This is a genomic window from Thermus sp. (assembly GCF_040290245.1).
Taxonomy (GTDB): Bacteria; Deinococcota; Deinococci; order Deinococcales; family Thermaceae; genus Thermus_A.
In genome coordinates this window covers 45,545-60,970 of the sequence record NZ_PSMQ01000001.1, presented here as the reverse complement: position 1 = coordinate 60,970, position 15,426 = coordinate 45,545, and the positions used below count along the sequence as shown (strand labels likewise).

Here is a 15,426-nt window from a genome sequence, read left to right as displayed (position 1 = left end):
CCCCGGGTGTGGAAAGGTTTCCTCAGGCCATCCGGTTGCCCTTCTCATCGTAGGTGTAAAACCCCCGGCCCGTCTTCCGGCCAAGAAGCCCCGCCTGGACCATGCGGCGCAGAAGGGGGGAGGGGCGGTACTTATCCTCCCCCAGGCCCCGGTGGAGGACCTCCATGATGGCCAAACAGGTGTCCAGGCCGATGAGATCCGCGAGCTCCAAAGGCCCCATGGGGTGGTTCATCCCCAGGCGCATCACCTGGTCGATGGCCTCCTTGGTAGCCACCCCCTCCATCAGGACCTGGACCGCCTCGTTGATCATGGGCATGAGGAGGCGGTTGGAGACGAAGCCCGGGTAGTCCTGCACCTCCACAGGCTCCTTCCCCATCCTTCGGGCCACCTCCACCACCGCGTTTCGGGTCTCGTCTGAAGTGAGCTGGCCCCGGATGACCTCCACCAGCCGCATCAGGGGGACGGGGTTGAAGAAGTGCATCCCGATGAAGCGCTCCGGCCTCCCCGAAGCCCGGGCCAAGTCGGTGATGGGGATGGAGCTGGTGTTGGAGGCCAGGATGGCCTCCGGCTTGACCAAGGCCCCCAGGCGGGCGAAGAGCTCCTTCTTGGCCCCCTCGTCCTCCACGACGGCCTCAATCACCAGGTCCGCGTCCTCGAGGTCCTCCAAAAGGAGGCTCTGGCGGATGCGTCCCAGGGCCTGGTCGTGCTCCTCCTGGCTCAACCGGCCCTTCTCCAGAAACCGGCCTAAGGAGGAGCGGATACGCTCCAGGCCCCTGGCCAGAACCCCTTCCGAAACGTCCAAAAGAACCACCTCATACCCCGCCTGGGCCGCCACCTGGGCGATGCCACTGCCCATCTGGCCCGCCCCTACTACGCCGATTCTCTGGACTTCCATGCCCTTATCTTAAGGGTGTGACCGACACCCACGCCCACCTGGACTTTCTGGAGCTACAGGAGCTTGAGGAGGTCCTTCTGACTGATCTCAAAGCCGTTCTTACCCTGGGCATAGACCCCGCCCGCTGGGAAAGGACCCTGGGGCTTGCCCAGGGAAATGTCTACGCCGCGGTGGGCCTCCACCCCACGGAGGCCCACCTCCTCTCCCCCGAGGTGGAGGAGGCCCTCCGCCACTACGCCCGCCACCCCAGGGTGCGGGCCATTGGCGAGTCGGGCCTGGACTACCACTGGACCCCCGGGACCAAGGCCGCCCAGATGAGGGCCCTGGACTTCCAGGCCCAGCTGGCGGAAGACCTGGGGCTACCCCTTGTCCTTCACGTGCGGAGCAAGGACGGCCAAGCGGAGGAGGACCTCGCCGCCTGGCTCCTTGTCCACCGGCCTAAGCGGGTGGTCCTCCACGCCTTTTCCGCCCACCCTGCTCTAGAGGGGGCGGGCCTCGAGGTGGGGGCCTATTTCAGCTTCGCCGGGCCCCTCACCTACCCCAAGAACACCGCCTTGCGAGAGGCGGCTAAAAGGCTTCCCAAGGAGCGGCTTCTGGTGGAGACGGACACCCCTTTCCTCCCCCCCCAGGCCAAAAGGGGGAAACGAAACCGGCCCCAGTACGTGCGCTACACCCTCGAGGCCCTGGCGGAAGCCCTAAGGGTTCCCTTTGAGGAAGCGGAACGCCTCACCGACGAAAACGCCGCCCGGCTTTTCCGGTGGGATAATGGGGGGGTATGAAGCGGCTTTTCAGTCTTCTCTTCCTTTTGGCCTGGGGTCTGGCCGCCCCTCGGCTTGTCGTCCTGCCCGAGGACGGCCTCAAACCCCTCCTGGACTTGATCCACTCCGCCCAGGAGGAGATCCGCCTCAAGGCTTACCTCTGGACCCCGAGCCGGCTGGACGTGGTGGAGGCCCTTAAGGAGGCGGTGCGGCGAGGGGTACGGGTCCGGGTCCTCCTCGAGGCCGAGCCCTCGGGGGGACGGGTGGACCTTACCGTCTACCAGGCCCTGAAGGAGGCGGGGGCAGAGGTCCGGCTCACCCAGCCCTTCCGCTTCGTATTCATCCACGAGAAGAGCATGGTGGTGGACCGCCGGCTGGCCTGGGTGGCCACGGCCAACCTCACCGGGAGCAGCTTCACCGCCAACCGGGAGTACGCCCTCATCCTGGATGACCCCAAGCAGGTGGAGGAGGTGGCCCGGGTCTTTGACGCGGACTGGGAGGGAAGGCGGCTGGACCTTTCCAAGGCCCTCTTGGTCTGGGCCCCCAGCCGCACCGTGGGAGGGGTCCGGGAGGGCAACGCCCGGGAGACGATCTTGAGCCTCATCCGGTCCGCCCGGAAGGAGCTCTTCCTGGAACAATCGGCCATGGCCGACCGGGAGGTCCTCGAGGCCCTGAAGGAGACCCTTAAACGTGGGGTTAGGGTCCGGCTTGTAGGAAGCCCGGCCGACCCCCAGGACACCTACTTCATCGCCGGGGCAGAGGAGCTGAAAAGGGCGGGGGCAGAGGTCCGCTACCTTCCCTCCCCCTACGTCCACGCCAAGGTCCTCGTCAAAGACCAAAAGGAGGCCCTTCTGGGTAGCCTCAACCTGAGCGCTAACTCCTTGAACGCCAACCGGGAGCTCTCCGTCCTCTTCAGCGCCCAGGAAGCGCCAGAGGCCTTTAGGAGGCTCCTTGCGGTCATGGAAGGCGACTTCGCGCGGGGGCTTCCGGAAAACCCCTTCGCCCTTCCCCCCTTGGAAGGCGTCATCCCATGGACGGAAGCCCCCAGGCACTACGGCCGCATCGCCACGGTGGAGGGAAGGATCGTAAGGGTGGAGGACCGGGGCACGGTGGCCTTTCTCCACTTCGGTGAGGGGGAGTCCGACCTGAGGCTCGTGGTCTTTTCGCGCAACTACGCCCTTTTCGCCCAGCCCTTCCCCCAGGCCTACCTGGGCAAGACCGTGCGGGCCAAGGGACGGATCGTGATCTACGCGGGCTATTACGAGATCGTCTTGGAAAGCCCAGATCAACTGGAGGTTCGGCCGTGAAGGAGGCCCTCGAGGCCTTGGGGTACGAGGTCTTCCCCATAGAGGGGGGGTGGGCGGCGGAGAAGCGACAAGGGGGGTTGGTCCACCAGGTCTTCCTCTCGGAAAAAGGGGAGGTGCGGCTCCGGAAAAAGCGCTTTCTTTCGGAGGAGAGCCACCCCTTGGCCCTGGCGGGGGTGGAGGGGATGTGGAGCCGGGTTCTGGAAAGCGAAGAGAATTTTTTCGCCGTAATCCAGCCTCAGGACCTCCCTGCGCTGGTCCAGGCCTTTGAGCGCCTTGACCCAGGAGGCCAGGGCCCCTAAACTTTAGGCATTATGCGGTGCGGGAACCTAAACCCCTAGGGGGGCCCGCACACCCCCGGTCCCGCAGACCGGGGGCTTTTCCTTAGGAGGAAGGATGCGCACCCTCATAGAGGACCTGCCGCAAAAGATCGGAGAAACGGTTGAGCTTATGGGCTTTTTGCACTGGAGAAGAGACCTGGGAAAGATCCAGTTCATCCTCCTAAGGGACCGGTCGGGCATCGTCCAGGTGGTCACCGGCGGGCGGAAACTCCCCCTCCCCGAGTCCAGCCTGAGGGTGGTGGGCCGGGTGGTCCAAAACGAAAAGGCGCCGGGGGGCCTCGAGGTCGTGGCGGAAAAGATCGAGGTCCTCTCCCCGGCTTTGGAGCCCACCCCGGTGGAGATCCCCAAGGAGGAGTGGCGGGCCAGCCCGGACACCCTGCTCGAGTACCGGTACGTCACCCTACGGGGGGAGAAGGCCCGGGCCCCCCTTAAAGTCCAGGCCGCCTTGGTCCGGGGGTTCCGGCGCCACCTGGACCGGCAGGGGTTTACGGAGGTCTTCACCCCTAAGGTGGTCCGGGCGGGGGCTGAAGGGGGAAGCGGCCTCTTCGGGGTGGACTATTTTGAGCACCGGGCCTACCTGGCCCAGTCCCCTCAGCTTTACAAGCAGATCCTGGTTGGGGTGTTTGAACGGGTCTACGAGGTGGCCCCCGTCTGGCGGGCGGAGGACCACGCCACCAGCCGACACTTGAACGAGTACCTCTCCTTGGACGTGGAGATGGGCTTCATCGAAAGCGAAGAGGAGCTTATGCGGCTTGAGGAGGAGCTCCTTCAGGAGATGCTCGAGGAGGCCTACACCCATGCGGGGCAGGAGATTAAGCTCCTCGAGGCCGAACTCCCCTCCTTCCCCCAAAACACCCCCCGGCTCACCCACCAGGAGGCCCGTCGCCTTCTGCGGGAGGAGCTGGGCTACCCGGTGGGGGCCGACCTCTCGGAGGAGGCGGAGCGGCTCCTTGGCCAGTACGCCAAAAAGCGGTGGGGCTCGGACTGGCTCTTCATCACCCGCTACCCCAAAGCCCTCCGGCCCTTCTACACCTACCCCGAGCCGGACGGGACCACCCGGGGGTTTGACCTCCTCTTCCGGGGCCTGGAGATCACCTCCGGAGGGCAGCGCATCCACCGGTACGAGGAGCTTCTGGAAAGCCTGAAGGCTAAGGGCATGGACCCGGAGGGCTTCCGGGGGTACCTGGAGGTCTTCAAGTACGGCATGCCCCCCCATGGGGGCTTTGCCATCGGGGCGGAGCGGCTAACCCAGAAGCTTCTCGGCCTTCCCAACGTCCGCTACGCCCGGGCCTTCCCCCGGGACCGGCACCGGCTGGAACCCTAGCGGCGAGGCGGGCCCGCCCCGCCGCTTTCCCTCAGAACCGGCTGAAGACCATCTCCCGCTTGACCTCCTCGATGAGCTCGGTCACGGGAATCCCCCGGGGGCAGGCCTCGGTGCAGTTGTAGGCGGTTCGGCAGCGCCAGACCCCCCCACCCGAACCGAGGACCTTGAACCGCTCCCTCTTCCCCCGGTCGCGGGAGTCAAAGATGAACCGGTGGGCCTGGACGATGGCGGCCGGGCCGATGTAGGTGCCGTTGGTCCAGAAGACCGGGCAGCTCGTGGTGCAGGCCGCGCAGAGGATGCACTTCGTCCCGTGGTCAAACCGCTCCCGCTCCTCGGGGGACTGGAGGCGCTCCCGCTGGGGAGGGGGCTCGTCGTTGATGAGGAAGGGCTTCACCGCCCGGTAGGCGGCAAAGAAGGGCTCCATGTCCACCACCAGATCCTTCTGGATGGGCAGCCCCCGGATGGGCTCCACGGTGATGACCCTCCCCAGGTCCTTCACCAGGGTCTTGCAGGCCAGGCGGTTCACCCCGTTGATGAGCATGGCGTCGGAGCCACAGATGCCGTGGCCGCAGCTTCTCCGGAAGGCGAGGGTTCCGTCCTCCTCCCACTTGACCTTGTGAAGAAGGTCCAAGACCCTGTCCCAGGGCTCAGCGGTCACCTTGTACTCCACGAAGTGGGGCTTCCGATCCTTCTTGGGATCGTAGCGGAGAATCCTGAGCGTGACGTCCATCTTCCCCCCTAGTAGGTGCGGGCCTTGGGCTCGAAGCGGCCCAGGACCACGGGCTTGTACCGGAAGGCCACCTTCCCGTCTCCCACCTTGTAGGCCAGGGTGTGCTTAAGCCAGTTCGCGTCGTCCCGCTCCGGGTAGTCCTCCCGGGCGTGGGCCCCCCGGGACTCGGTCCGGTTGAGGGCCGAGTGGACCAGGGCCTCGGAGACCTCGAGAAGGTAGCCGAGCTCCAACGCCTCCACCAGCTCGGTGTTGTAGGCCTCGCTTCTGTCGTCGATGGAGATGTGCTTGTACCGGTCCATGAGCTCCTTTAGGATCTCCACCTGCTTCGCAAGGAGCTCCCCGGTGCGGAAGACGGAGGCGTGGTCCATCATGGACTGCTGAAGCTCGGCCCTAAGCGCCGCCACCTTCTCCCGGCCGGTGGAGGTCTTAATCCGCTCGATCTGCTCCCGGCTCGGGCCCAGGTCCTCCTCGGTAAGCTCGTAGAAATCCTGGTCCTTGGCGAAGCGGGCGGCGGCGATCCCTGCCCGGCGGCCGAAGACCACCAGGTCGCCCAAGGAGTTGGTGCCCAGGCGGTTCGCCCCGTGGAGGCTCACGCAGGCCGCTTCCCCAGCCGCGTAAAGCCCCGGAACCACCGTATTCTTCTCGTCCTTGATGACCTCCCCCCACAAGGTGGTGGGAATCCCCCCCATGGCGTAGTGGGCGGTGGGCATCACGGGAACCGGCTCCTTCAAGGGGTCCACGCCCAGGTAGATGCGGGAAAACTCGGTGATGTCGGGGAGCTTCTTCTCGATGACCTCCGGAGGAAGGTGGGTGAGGTCCAAAAGGACGTGGTCCTTCTTAGGCCCCACCCCCCGCCCCTCCCGCACCTCCAGGTACATGGCCCGGGAGACCATGTCCCTGGGGGCGAGGTCCTTGATCGTGGGGGCGTAGCGCTCCATGAACCGCTCGCCCAGGGCGTTGCGCAAAATCCCCCCTTCCCCTCGAGCCCCCTCGGTGAGGAGGATGCCCAAGGGGTAAAGGCCCGTGGGGTGGAACTGGTAAAACTCCATGTCCTCCAGGGGCAGGCCCTTCCGATACAGAATGGCCTGGAGGTCCCCGGTAAGGGTGTAGGCGTTGGAGGTGATCTTGTAGATGCGGCCGAACCCTCCGGAGGCGATGACGATGGCCTTGGCCTGGAAGAGGTGAAGCTCCCCGGTGGCCAGCTCATAGGCCACAAGCCCCTTGGCCACGCCGTCCTCGAGGAGGAGGTCGGTGACGTGGAACTCGTTGTAGAAGGTGATGTTGTGCTTCACGCACTGCTGGAACAGGGTCTGGAGGATCATGTGGCCGGTGCGGTCCGCCGCGTGGGCGGCCCGGTGGACCGGGGCCTTCCCCCAGTCCTTGGTGTGGCCGCCAAAACGGCGCTGGGCGATCTTCCCGCTGGGCAGGCGGTCGAAGGGGAGGCCCATGTGCTCGAGCTCCAAAACGGCCTCGATCACCTCCTTGGCAAAGACCTCGGCCGCGTCCTGGTCCGTGAGGTAGTCCCCCCCCTTGACCGTGTCGTACATGTGCCATTCCCAGTGGTCCTCCTCCACGTTCCCCAGCGCGGCGCCTATCCCCCCCTGGGCCGCCCCGGTGTGGCTACGCGTGGGGTAGAGCTTGGAGACCACGGCCACATCCGCCCCCTCCCGGGCCGCGTACAGCGCGGTGGCCAGTCCGGCCCCGCCCGCACCCACTACGATGACCTCATGCCGGTGCGCCATCACTTCACCCCAAAGTCGTGATTGAACAAGGACAGGCTCCCGTAGGCAAAGAGGAAGCCGATCAGACCGTAGACCACCACCTTCGTCCAGAACCGCCGGGCGGGGTTCTGAACCCAGTCATCTAGAACGTACCGGAGGCCATTGGCTCCGTGCAAAAGCCCCAAGGCCAGGATGAGCCAGTCGTACAGCTTCCAGGTGGTCTGGCTCAGTCTCTTGGCCACATAGTCGTAATCGATCTTGTTCAGATCGATGAGGATGGCGTTCATCCACATGTGGCCCAGAAGGAGAAAGACCAAAACCACGCCGGAGACGCGCATAAAGACCCACCAGAAGAGCTCCAGATTGGAGCCGGCCTCGAGCCTCGCCTCTTCAAACCGTCTGGACCGGATGGCCATTCTTCCCTCCTAATGGAAGATCCCGCCTAGGATCTTGATCAAGAACGGGGCGTACAAGAGGGCGAAAAGGACCCAGACCCCGTACCAAAGCTGCCGCTGGTGCCTCACTCCAAACCGGGTGAAGTCCATGAGGATAATCCGGAGGCCGTTTAAGCCGTGGTAGATGACCCCCGCGATCAGGAGAAGAAGCCCTAGCTGGAAGACCGGCTGGTGGTAGAAGGCCATCCACCGATTGGAGACCTCAGGGCCCCACATGGCGCTTCCGATGTTCAGGATGTGAAGGATGAGGAAGACCAAAATGCCCAGGCCCGAGATCCGGTGGAGGTAAAACGCCCACTGTCCCTCCCTACCTCGGTACATACCCCCTCCTTACCGGGCCCATCATACCACCCAGAACCCCGATGGGGACTGTGGCCTTGGCCGCACAGAATACCCCCATGGGTATGTCGGAGGAGAAAACCTCGCTGCAAAGGGAGGGCTTTAAAGAGCCCCCCTTCCCCTAAAGGGTCTAGGACCCCCTCGAGAGGAGGTGGGTTTTTCCTACGCCAGAACGGAGTATTGACAGGGGGGTGGAGGGGGGGCATAATGGGGGGCGTGCCAAGGGGGGATACCCCGGGGGGCACGGAAGGGAGGTGGAGAGTGGAACTCTTTGGATTTGGCCCGCACCTGATGATTGACGGGTACAATGCCAATCCCGATCGGCTTCGGGATGCGGAGCTGGTCCGGCAGGTCCTGGACGAGCTCCCCGAGGAAATGGGTATGACGAAGGTCCTTCCCCCCTTTGTCTACAGCTACGGCCCGAACGGGGAGGATGGGGTAACGGGGGTGGTGATCATCGCAGAAAGCCACATCGCCGTCCACACCTTTCCCAAGAAGGCCTTCCTCTCCATAGACATCTTCTCCTGCAAGGCCTTCGACATGGCCAAGGCCCTTACGTACCTGGCCGAGCGGTTTGAGATCGGCCGGTACGAGACCTATATGATCAACCGCGGAAAGGAGTTCCCCAAGGATCCCGAGCTGGCCCGGAAGATCGTCTTGGGCGAGCGGGAGTACCTCGAGGCCCGCCTTTCGGTGTTCCCTTCGGGAAGCAACGGCTGAAGCACGCCTCCCCATTTCATTTCCGGCTCATCTACCTTCCTTAAGCTCTAAGAGCGGAGTTTGGAGGTGGCTATGCGAAACGCCCTAGCGCTTCTCCTCTTTCTCGGACTGGCGCTGGCCCAAGGCTACCGCGGTCTTTCCCTGGGGACCCCCTACCCCGAGCAGGGGATCACCGCCGGGGAAAGCGTCAACCTGGCCTTGACCCTTAAGAACTATGGCCTCCCACCCCAGGTGGTCCGGCTTTCCCTGGAACTCCCACAGGGATGGCAGGGGGTCCTGATGGGGGGAGGCCGTCTGGCACGGGCGGCCTTCCTGGCCCCTGACCAGGAGGTGAGCCTTACCCTCAAGCTCCAGCCCCCTAAGGATCTGAAGCCCGGCACCTACCGCGCCCGGGTACTGGCGGAAGGCCAGGCGGGGCGGGCGGAGCTTCCCCTCACCTTCCTGGTGGGCCAGGGCCTGCCCAAGCGCCTCAGCCTCGAGGCCGAGCTCCCCATCCTGAAAGGCCCCCCCACATCCAGCTTCCGCTACCGCGTCACGTTAAAGAACGAGTCCGACCAGGACCTCCTGGTTTCCTTGGAGTACGAGGCCCCCAAGGGCTTCCAAGTGACCTTCACCCCCGCCTTCGGCAGCCAGCAGGTGACCAGCCTGCCCATGAAGGCGGGGGAGAGCAAGGATCTGGACGTGGACGTGAGCCTGCCCAAGACCACCAAGGCGGACACCTACACGGTGAAGCTCCGCGCCCTGGCCGGGGAGGCCCGGGCGGAGCTCGGCCTGGCCTTGGAGGTCACGGGGAAGCCCGAGCTCAGCTTCACCACCAAGGAGGGGCGGCTTTCCGGCCGGGCCTATGCGGGCCGGGAGAACCCGGTGAAGCTGGTGGTGAAAAACACGGGGAGCGCGCCCATCAAGAACCTCACCTTCTCCGCCAGCGAGCCCTCGGGCTGGGAGGTGAAGTGGGATCCCGAGAAGATCGAGGTTCTGGAGCCCAACAAGGAACAAGAGGTCACCGCCCGCATCAAACCCTCCCCCAAGGCGGTGGCAGGGGACTATATGGTGACGCTTACCGCCAGCGCGGACGAAGGGGTCTCGCAGAGCCTGGACTACCGGGTGACCGTCCTCACCTCCACCTTATGGGGGGTGGTGGGGGTGGGGATCGCCGCGGTGGGGGTTTTCGTCCTGAGCTTTGCGGTGAGCCGGTTTGGCCGGAGGTGAGCCGTGGTCATCGAGACCCGGGGCCTGACCAAGGTGTACGGCCGGGTGGTGGCGGTGGAGGGTCTGGACCTCGAGGTCAAAGAGGGCGAGGTCTTCGGCCTTCTGGGGCCGAATGGCTCCGGCAAGACCACCACCATCCTGATGCTTTTGGGCCTCACCGAGCCCACCCGGGGGGAGGCCCGGGTCCTGGGGTTTGATCCGGTGCGGGAGCCCCTGAAGGTCAAGGCCCGGGTGGGGTACCTGCCGGACTCGGTGGGGTTTTATGGGGAGCTTTCCGCCTGGGAGAACCTCCGCTACACCACCCGCCTTTTAGGCCTCCCCGATCAGGAGGCCGCCGCCCGGATCGAAGAGGTTCTTCACAGGATGGGGCTTTACGAGGTTAAAGACCGCAAGGTGGCCGCCTTTTCCCGGGGGATGCGGCAGCGCCTGGGCCTCGCGGAAGTGCTCCTGAAAAGGCCCAAGGTGGCCATCCTGGACGAACCCACCTTGGGCCTGGACCCCGAGGCGGCCCGGGAGTTCTTGGGGCTCATCCTTAGGCTTAAGGCAGAGGGAATCACCCTCCTCCTTTCCAGCCACCTTCTGCACCAGGTCCAGGAGGTCTGCGACCGGGTGGGGCTTTTCCATAAGGGGCGGATGGTATTGGTGGGGACCGTGGAGGAACTGGCCCAAAGGGTTCTGGGCGGCGGGTACGAGATCCACCTGGAGGCCACCCCCGGGCTGGAAGAGGGGCTCAAAGCCCTGCCCGGGGTGAGCCGGGTGGAAAGCGAAGGCGGCCGGTACCGCATCCTGGCCACCGAGGACCTCCGGCCCCAGGTGGCCAAGGTGGCTGTGGAAAAGGGGAGCCTCTTTGGGCTTTCCCTTAGAAAACCCAGTCTGGATGAGATCTACGCCCGTTACTTCCAGGAGGTGGCCCATGCGGCGTGAAGGTTCCCCCTGGACTGGGCTCTGGGCGGTCTTCTTCAAGGAGATGGCCGACCACCTCACAGGTCTAAGGATGAGGATCCTCGAGGCCCTCATCCTGCTTTCCGCCCTGGGGGCGCTTTACACCGGGACCCAAGCTTTGCGCCAGACCGTGGGCGAGGACCCCTATCTTTATCTGAAGCTCCTCACCACCGCCCAAGATCCCTTGCCCTCTTTTGTGGGCTTCCTCTCCTTTTTTGTCCCGCTGGCGGCCATCGCCTTGGCCTTTGATGCGGTCAACGGCGAGTACGCCCGGGGGACGCTCTCCCGGATCCTCTCCCAGCCCATCTACCGGGATGCCCTCCTTTTCGGCAAGTTCCTGGCGGGGATGGGAACCCTTCTCACCCTCCTTTTGGCCCTCTTCCTCCTGGTGGTAGGGCTGGGCCTGCTCTTCCTGGGCGTCCCACCGGGGGGAGAGGAGGTGGGGCGGGCCTTCCTCTTCCTCCTCGCCACCTTGCTCTATGCAGGGGTCTGGCTGGCCTTAGGCCTCCTCTTTTCCGTTCTCTTCCGCCAGCCTGCCACCGCCGCCTTGGCCTCCATCGGGGTCTGGCTCTTCTTCGCTGTCTTTTTCCCCATCCTCGTAGACCTCGCCGCGAACGCCCTTCTCCTCCGGGCCGATCCCTTTGACCCGGAAAGCCAGCTCCGCCAGGCCCAGACCGCCCTTTGGCTTTCCCGGCTCTCCCCCAACACCCTTTACGCGGAGGCCTTGACCGCAGTCCTCAACCCCGAGGTCCGCTCCTTGGGCCCCGTCCTCCTCACCCAGCTCGAGCGGGCCGTGCTCGGCACCCCCCTCCCCTTGGGCCAGAGCCTCCTCCTGGCCTGGCCCCAGATCACGGGCCTCTTCGCCCTAACCCTCCTCCTTTTCACCCTGGCCTACGTGGCCTTCCAGAGGCAGGAGGTACGGGCCTAAGCGCCCCGCCCGGGCCCGGGCGGGGCCATCCAGCCCCTGGTCAGTCCTCCAGCCACTCGGTGGCGTAGCCGTTGGTTTTAGGGATGACGCAGAGGAACTCCACGGGCTCACTCCCGGCGTTGAGGTAGGCGTGGGGGGTTCCCGCCGGGATAAAGACCGCCTGGCCAGGCCCCACCTCCTTCTCCTCGTCCCCGATCCAGATCTTCATCCGGCCCGAGAGGACGTACTGCTCGTGCTCGATTGTGGGATGCCTGTGCTTGGGAATCCGCCCTCCGGGGAGGAGGGTGAACTTCCGGGTGATGAAGTGGGGAGCCCCGTCCTCCGGACCGATGAGCACCTGGATAAACGCCTTCTCGCCCCGTTCCACCGGCCGGGCCTCCACGGCAACGCTGGTCTTGACCATTCCCTTCACGAACCCCATTCTACCAGAACAGCCTCCACATCCTCGTCCAAAACTTCACGAAAGTCCAGGTAATACGCCCCCACGGCCCCGAAATCCTCCGGGGTCAGAAGGGCCACCACCTCGTCCGCCAGCGGAACCAGGCGCTGGAACGCTTCCTTGCTCATCACCGGGCTGGCGGCCACAAGCCGCTTTAGCCCCTCGGCCCGGACCACCCGCAGCGCGGCCTCCATGGTGGCCCCGGTGGCCACCCCGTCGTCCACCACCACCGCTTCCCGGCCCGTCAGGGCAAGCCTGGGGCGTTTGGCCCGGTACCGGGCGATCCTGGACTTTAAAACGCCCTTCTGCCGCGTGATCTCCCCCTGAAGATACACCTCGTCCGCGAAGCGGTCCCAATAGGGCATCAGGACCACCTGGCCGTCCTCCCCCAAGGCCCCCAGGGCGAACTCGGGGTTGCCAGGCGCCCCCAGCTTCCGCACCAGAACAACGTCCAGCACCCCACCCAGGGCCCGGGCCACCTCGTCGGCCACGATGATCCCCCCCCTTGGAATCCCCAACACGACGGGGTTTTCCAGGCCCAAGGGGCGAAGGGCCTCCGCGAGCAGCCGCCCCGCTTCGCGCCTGTCCTTAAAGCGCATACACCCCATCCTACCACCCCGGCTTGCGGGGGCGGTCCAGGCCTCGTAGACTAGGGACGGCTGGGGAGTAGCCCCAAACCGGGCCCTCGTCAGGACGGGCAGATGCCCCGGGGGCCTAGGGAGCGGAGGCTCCGGGCAAGACCGCCCTTTAAGGGCGGTCTTTTTTCATGGAGGTGGGTATGGGGTTAAGCGAGGCGCTTCCGGTCATCCTGATCCTGGTGGTTCTCGAGGTCATCCTCTCCGCGGACAACGCCCTCATCCTGGGCATCCTGGTGCAAAAGCTCCCGGTGCCCCTGCGGCGAAAAGCGCTCTTTTACGGAATCCTGGGGGCCTATATCCTGCGGGGGGTTGCCCTCTTCTTCGCCGCCTACATGATCCAGTTTTGGTGGGTCCAGGCCTTGGGGGCGGCCTACCTGCTTCTCATCGCCGTCCGGCACTTCCTCCGACCCGAGGAGGCCCATGCCCCACCGCCTTTGGAGGTCTCCCCCGCCCAGTTCTGGAAAGTGGTGGCCCAGGTGGAGCTCGCCGACCTGGCCTTCGCCGTGGACTCCGTGCTAGTGGCTGTGGCCCTTTCCGATGCCTTTTGGGTGGTTCTCACAGGGGTTTTTCTGGGCATCCTCGCCCTCCGGGTCCTGGCCGGGTTTGTGGTGGGCCTTTTGGACCGGTACCCCAGGTTCAACCACCTGGCCTACCTCGTGGTGGGGCTCGCGGGGGTAAAGCTGAGCCTGGGGGCCTGGGATAAGCTAATGAAGGAGGTCCTGAATCGACCCGAGCTGGCGGTGGGGCTGGACAAGGAGGCCTTCAGCCTTTTCATCCTGGGCGTCCTCCTCCTGGGTTCCTTCTGGGCTTTGTGGCAAGAGACCCCCGCCTAAGGAGCCTCCCAGACCCCGTGGGGGGTTCCTTGGGTTAAACGTACTTCTCCCCTCGGACCACTTCCACATTTTCCACGAAGGCCACCACGGCGTAGTGAGGGAAGTAAGCCTCCTGAAGCCGATTTAGGATCCTCAAGGCCACCTCTTCGCTTACGATGGTCTCCAGGCGGATGTTCTTCCCCTCCCAGTCCATGGTGCGAAGCCCCCGGGACCCCTCCCCCCGGGCATCCACCAGGGTGTACCCTTTGGCCCCCAGCCGCTTGATCTCCTCCACGAGGCGGTGCTCCAAAACCGCCTCCGCCACGATGGTGACCAGCTTGAGCCGCGCAAGTTCCACAGCCTCACCCCCAAAGCACCTGCCCCAAGGCGTAGTAGAGGGGAATCCCCAAGACCAGATTAAAGGGAAAGGTGATGGTCAAGGAAGCGGCGATGTACAAAGAGGGGCTCACCTGGGGCAAAGCGAGCCGGACGGCTGCGGGGGCGGCGATGTAGGAGGCGCTGGCCGCCATGGTGGCCAGCACCACCCCGCCCCCCAGGGAAAGCCCCGCCCAGTGCCCGAGAAAAAGGCCCAAAGCCCCGTGCAAAAGGGGAACAAAGGTACCGAAGGCGATCAGGCGCCCCCCAAGCCGCCGCACGTCCTGGAGCCTCCTCGCGGCCACCATCCCGAGCTCCATCAGGAAAAGGGTCAAGGCCCCGTTAAAGGGGTCCACGAAAAAGGCCTTCACCTTCTGCATCCCCTCCTCGCCCGACAAGAACCCCACGAGGAGGCCCCCCACCATCAAAAAGACGCTCCGGCCCACCAAAACCTCCCGAATTGCCTCCTGGAAGCCATTCCTCTGAGAGCGGGCCAGAAGAAGACCGATGACAACCCCCGGGACCTCCAAAAAAGCCACCAAAGTAGGCATGAACCCCTCTGCCCGGTGACCCGCCGCCTGGACGAAGGCCAAGGCCGCAAGAAAGGTCACGGCTGAAACGGACCCGTAGTGGGCGGCCAAGGCAGCGGCCTCCTCCTTCTTGAGGCTAAGGAAGCGCCGGGCCAAGGCGTAGGCGAAAAGGGGGGTTAAGACCCCCAGGAGCAAGGTGGCCAAGGCAGGGTGGAGCAGGGCCTCGAGGCGGGTCCTGGAAAGCTCCACCCCACCCTTGAACCCGATGGCGAACAGGAGGTAGATGGAAAGCGTAGAGTAAAGGGGCTCGGGAAAGGCCAGATCGCTCTTCAAAGCCACCGCCAGCACCCCCAGGAAAAAGGCCAGGACCATGGGGGAGAGCAGGTTCAGCCGAACGAGCTCGAGGGCATCCATACCCCTTCAGGCCTATCACGGAAGAGGCCTCTGGTACAATCCGGTACGATGCGGCCTTTGGTTGGCGTGATCATGGGCTCGAGGTCCGACTGGGAAACCCTAAGGCACGCGGCCGAGACCCTGGACGAGCTGGGCGTGCCCTACGAGGTCCGGGTGGTCTCGGCCCACCGCACCCCAGACCTGATGGCGGAGTACGCCAAGACCGCGGAAGAGCGGGGGCTTCTGGTCCTCATCGCGGGGGCCGGGGGTGCTGCCCATCTGCCCGGCATGACTGCGGCCCACACCCCCCTGCCCGTCTTAGGGGTCCCGGTGGAAAGCCAGGCCCTGAGGGGGCTGGACTCCCTTCTTTCCATCGTCCAAATGCCCGCGGGCATCCCCGTGGGCACCCTGGCCATCGGCAAGGCGGGGGCGGTGAACGCCGCGCTTCTCGCTGCGAGCATCGTGGGGCTTAAGCACCCCGAGTACCTGGAACGGGTCAAGGCCTACCGCAAGGCCAGAACCGAGGCCGTCTTGGCCCAGCCGGACCCGAGGGAAGGATGAGGATCGGCATTT

General features: G+C 65.0%; 19 protein-coding genes. 10 read left to right on the top strand and 9 right to left on the bottom strand.

The features are described from left to right. Window positions 1-22: 22 nt before the first annotated feature. Window positions 23-895 (bottom strand): 3-hydroxyacyl-CoA dehydrogenase family protein, encoded by an 873-nt coding sequence (locus C4301_RS00345; RefSeq protein ID WP_352413137.1) that lies wholly within the window; start codon window positions 893-895, stop codon window positions 23-25. Between the two features lie 17 nt (window positions 896-912). Between C4301_RS00345 and C4301_RS00340 the strand changes: the two genes are divergently transcribed. The 4 genes from C4301_RS00340 (at window position 913) to aspS (ending at window position 4,622) form a co-directional block, all read left to right on the top strand. Then, entirely contained in the window at window positions 913-1,674 is a 762-nt protein-coding gene (locus C4301_RS00340; protein ID WP_352413136.1) for a TatD family hydrolase, read from the top strand. Then, window positions 1,671-2,960, top strand: a complete 1,290-nt coding sequence (locus C4301_RS00335) for a phospholipase D-like domain-containing protein (RefSeq protein ID WP_352413135.1) — start codon at window positions 1,671-1,673, stop codon at window positions 2,958-2,960. The genes C4301_RS00340 and C4301_RS00335 overlap by 4 nt, the downstream gene beginning before the upstream one ends. Beyond that, window positions 2,957-3,259: a hypothetical protein gene (locus tag C4301_RS00330; RefSeq protein ID WP_352413134.1), complete on the top strand. Its 303-nt coding sequence runs from the start codon at window positions 2,957-2,959 to the stop codon at window positions 3,257-3,259. Before C4301_RS00335 ends, C4301_RS00330 begins: the two co-directional genes overlap by 4 nt. Before the next feature lie 94 nt (window positions 3,260-3,353). Continuing rightward, a complete protein-coding gene (gene aspS / locus C4301_RS00325; RefSeq protein ID WP_352413133.1) occupies window positions 3,354-4,622 on the top strand; it encodes an aspartate--tRNA(Asn) ligase in 1,269 nt (422 codons plus the stop codon). A gap of 31 nt (window positions 4,623-4,653) precedes the next feature. Here aspS and C4301_RS00320 read toward each other — a convergent pair whose 3' ends face one another. The 4 genes from C4301_RS00320 to sdhC are packed head-to-tail and all read right to left on the bottom strand — an operon-like array spanning window position 4,654 to window position 7,849. After that, complete coding sequence (locus tag C4301_RS00320) at window positions 4,654-5,352, bottom strand: succinate dehydrogenase iron-sulfur subunit (RefSeq protein ID WP_352413132.1); 699 nt, start codon at window positions 5,350-5,352, stop codon at window positions 4,654-4,656. 8 nt (window positions 5,353-5,360) lie between these two features. Continuing rightward, complete coding sequence (sdhA, locus tag C4301_RS00315; protein WP_352413131.1) at window positions 5,361-7,094, bottom strand: succinate dehydrogenase flavoprotein subunit; 1,734 nt, start codon at window positions 7,092-7,094, stop codon at window positions 5,361-5,363. Continuing rightward, on the bottom strand, window positions 7,094-7,489 hold the full coding sequence (locus tag C4301_RS00310) for a succinate dehydrogenase hydrophobic membrane anchor subunit (RefSeq protein WP_352413130.1): 396 nt from the start codon (window positions 7,487-7,489) through the stop codon (window positions 7,094-7,096). Before C4301_RS00310 ends, sdhA begins: the two co-directional genes overlap by 1 nt. Before the next feature lie 9 nt (window positions 7,490-7,498). Next, a complete protein-coding gene (gene sdhC / locus C4301_RS00305; protein ID WP_352413129.1) occupies window positions 7,499-7,849 on the bottom strand; it encodes a succinate dehydrogenase, cytochrome b556 subunit in 351 nt (116 codons plus the stop codon). A gap of 279 nt (window positions 7,850-8,128) precedes the next feature. On the opposite strand from sdhC, the gene speD reads away from it, so the two are divergent. The 4 genes from speD (at window position 8,129) to C4301_RS00285 (ending at window position 11,666) form a co-directional block, all read left to right on the top strand. Further along, window positions 8,129-8,587: an adenosylmethionine decarboxylase gene (speD, locus tag C4301_RS00300; RefSeq protein ID WP_352413128.1), complete on the top strand. Its 459-nt coding sequence runs from the start codon at window positions 8,129-8,131 to the stop codon at window positions 8,585-8,587. Between the two features lie 72 nt (window positions 8,588-8,659). Further along, window positions 8,660-9,796, top strand: coding sequence for an NEW3 domain-containing protein (locus C4301_RS00295; protein ID WP_352413127.1), 1,137 nt, complete (start codon window positions 8,660-8,662; stop codon window positions 9,794-9,796). 3 nt (window positions 9,797-9,799) lie between these two features. Continuing rightward, window positions 9,800-10,720: an ABC transporter ATP-binding protein gene (locus tag C4301_RS00290; protein ID WP_352413126.1), complete on the top strand. Its 921-nt coding sequence runs from the start codon at window positions 9,800-9,802 to the stop codon at window positions 10,718-10,720. Further along, window positions 10,710-11,666, top strand: coding sequence for an ABC transporter permease (locus C4301_RS00285; protein ID WP_352413125.1), 957 nt, complete (start codon window positions 10,710-10,712; stop codon window positions 11,664-11,666). The genes C4301_RS00290 and C4301_RS00285 overlap by 11 nt, the downstream gene beginning before the upstream one ends. A gap of 40 nt (window positions 11,667-11,706) precedes the next feature. Here the strand turns inward: C4301_RS00285 and C4301_RS00280 are convergent, their stop codons facing one another. Together C4301_RS00280 and C4301_RS00275 are read right to left on the bottom strand one after the other, a co-directional pair. Further along, window positions 11,707-12,087: a cupin domain-containing protein gene (locus C4301_RS00280; RefSeq protein WP_352413124.1), complete on the bottom strand. Its 381-nt coding sequence runs from the start codon at window positions 12,085-12,087 to the stop codon at window positions 11,707-11,709. Next, the gene (locus C4301_RS00275) at window positions 12,075-12,704 is read right to left on the bottom strand and encodes a phosphoribosyltransferase (RefSeq protein WP_352413123.1); all 630 of its coding nucleotides are present in this window, start codon (window positions 12,702-12,704) and stop codon (window positions 12,075-12,077) included. The genes C4301_RS00280 and C4301_RS00275 overlap by 13 nt, the downstream gene beginning before the upstream one ends. 179 nt (window positions 12,705-12,883) lie before the next feature. Between C4301_RS00275 and C4301_RS00270 the strand changes: the two genes are divergently transcribed. Then, window positions 12,884-13,576: a TerC family protein gene (locus C4301_RS00270; RefSeq protein ID WP_352413122.1), complete on the top strand. Its 693-nt coding sequence runs from the start codon at window positions 12,884-12,886 to the stop codon at window positions 13,574-13,576. 34 nt (window positions 13,577-13,610) lie between these two features. Here the strand turns inward: C4301_RS00270 and C4301_RS00265 are convergent, their stop codons facing one another. Continuing rightward, window positions 13,611-13,913: a P-II family nitrogen regulator gene (locus C4301_RS00265; RefSeq protein WP_352413121.1), complete on the bottom strand. Its 303-nt coding sequence runs from the start codon at window positions 13,911-13,913 to the stop codon at window positions 13,611-13,613. Between the two features lie 4 nt (window positions 13,914-13,917). After that, window positions 13,918-14,874 (bottom strand): sodium-dependent bicarbonate transport family permease, encoded by a 957-nt coding sequence (locus C4301_RS00260; RefSeq protein ID WP_352413120.1) that lies wholly within the window; start codon window positions 14,872-14,874, stop codon window positions 13,918-13,920. 48 nt (window positions 14,875-14,922) lie between these two features. On the opposite strand from C4301_RS00260, the gene purE reads away from it, so the two are divergent. Further along, the gene (purE, locus tag C4301_RS00255) at window positions 14,923-15,414 is read left to right on the top strand and encodes a 5-(carboxyamino)imidazole ribonucleotide mutase (protein WP_352413119.1); all 492 of its coding nucleotides are present in this window, start codon (window positions 14,923-14,925) and stop codon (window positions 15,412-15,414) included. The last annotated feature ends 12 nt before the right edge of the window (window positions 15,415-15,426 follow it).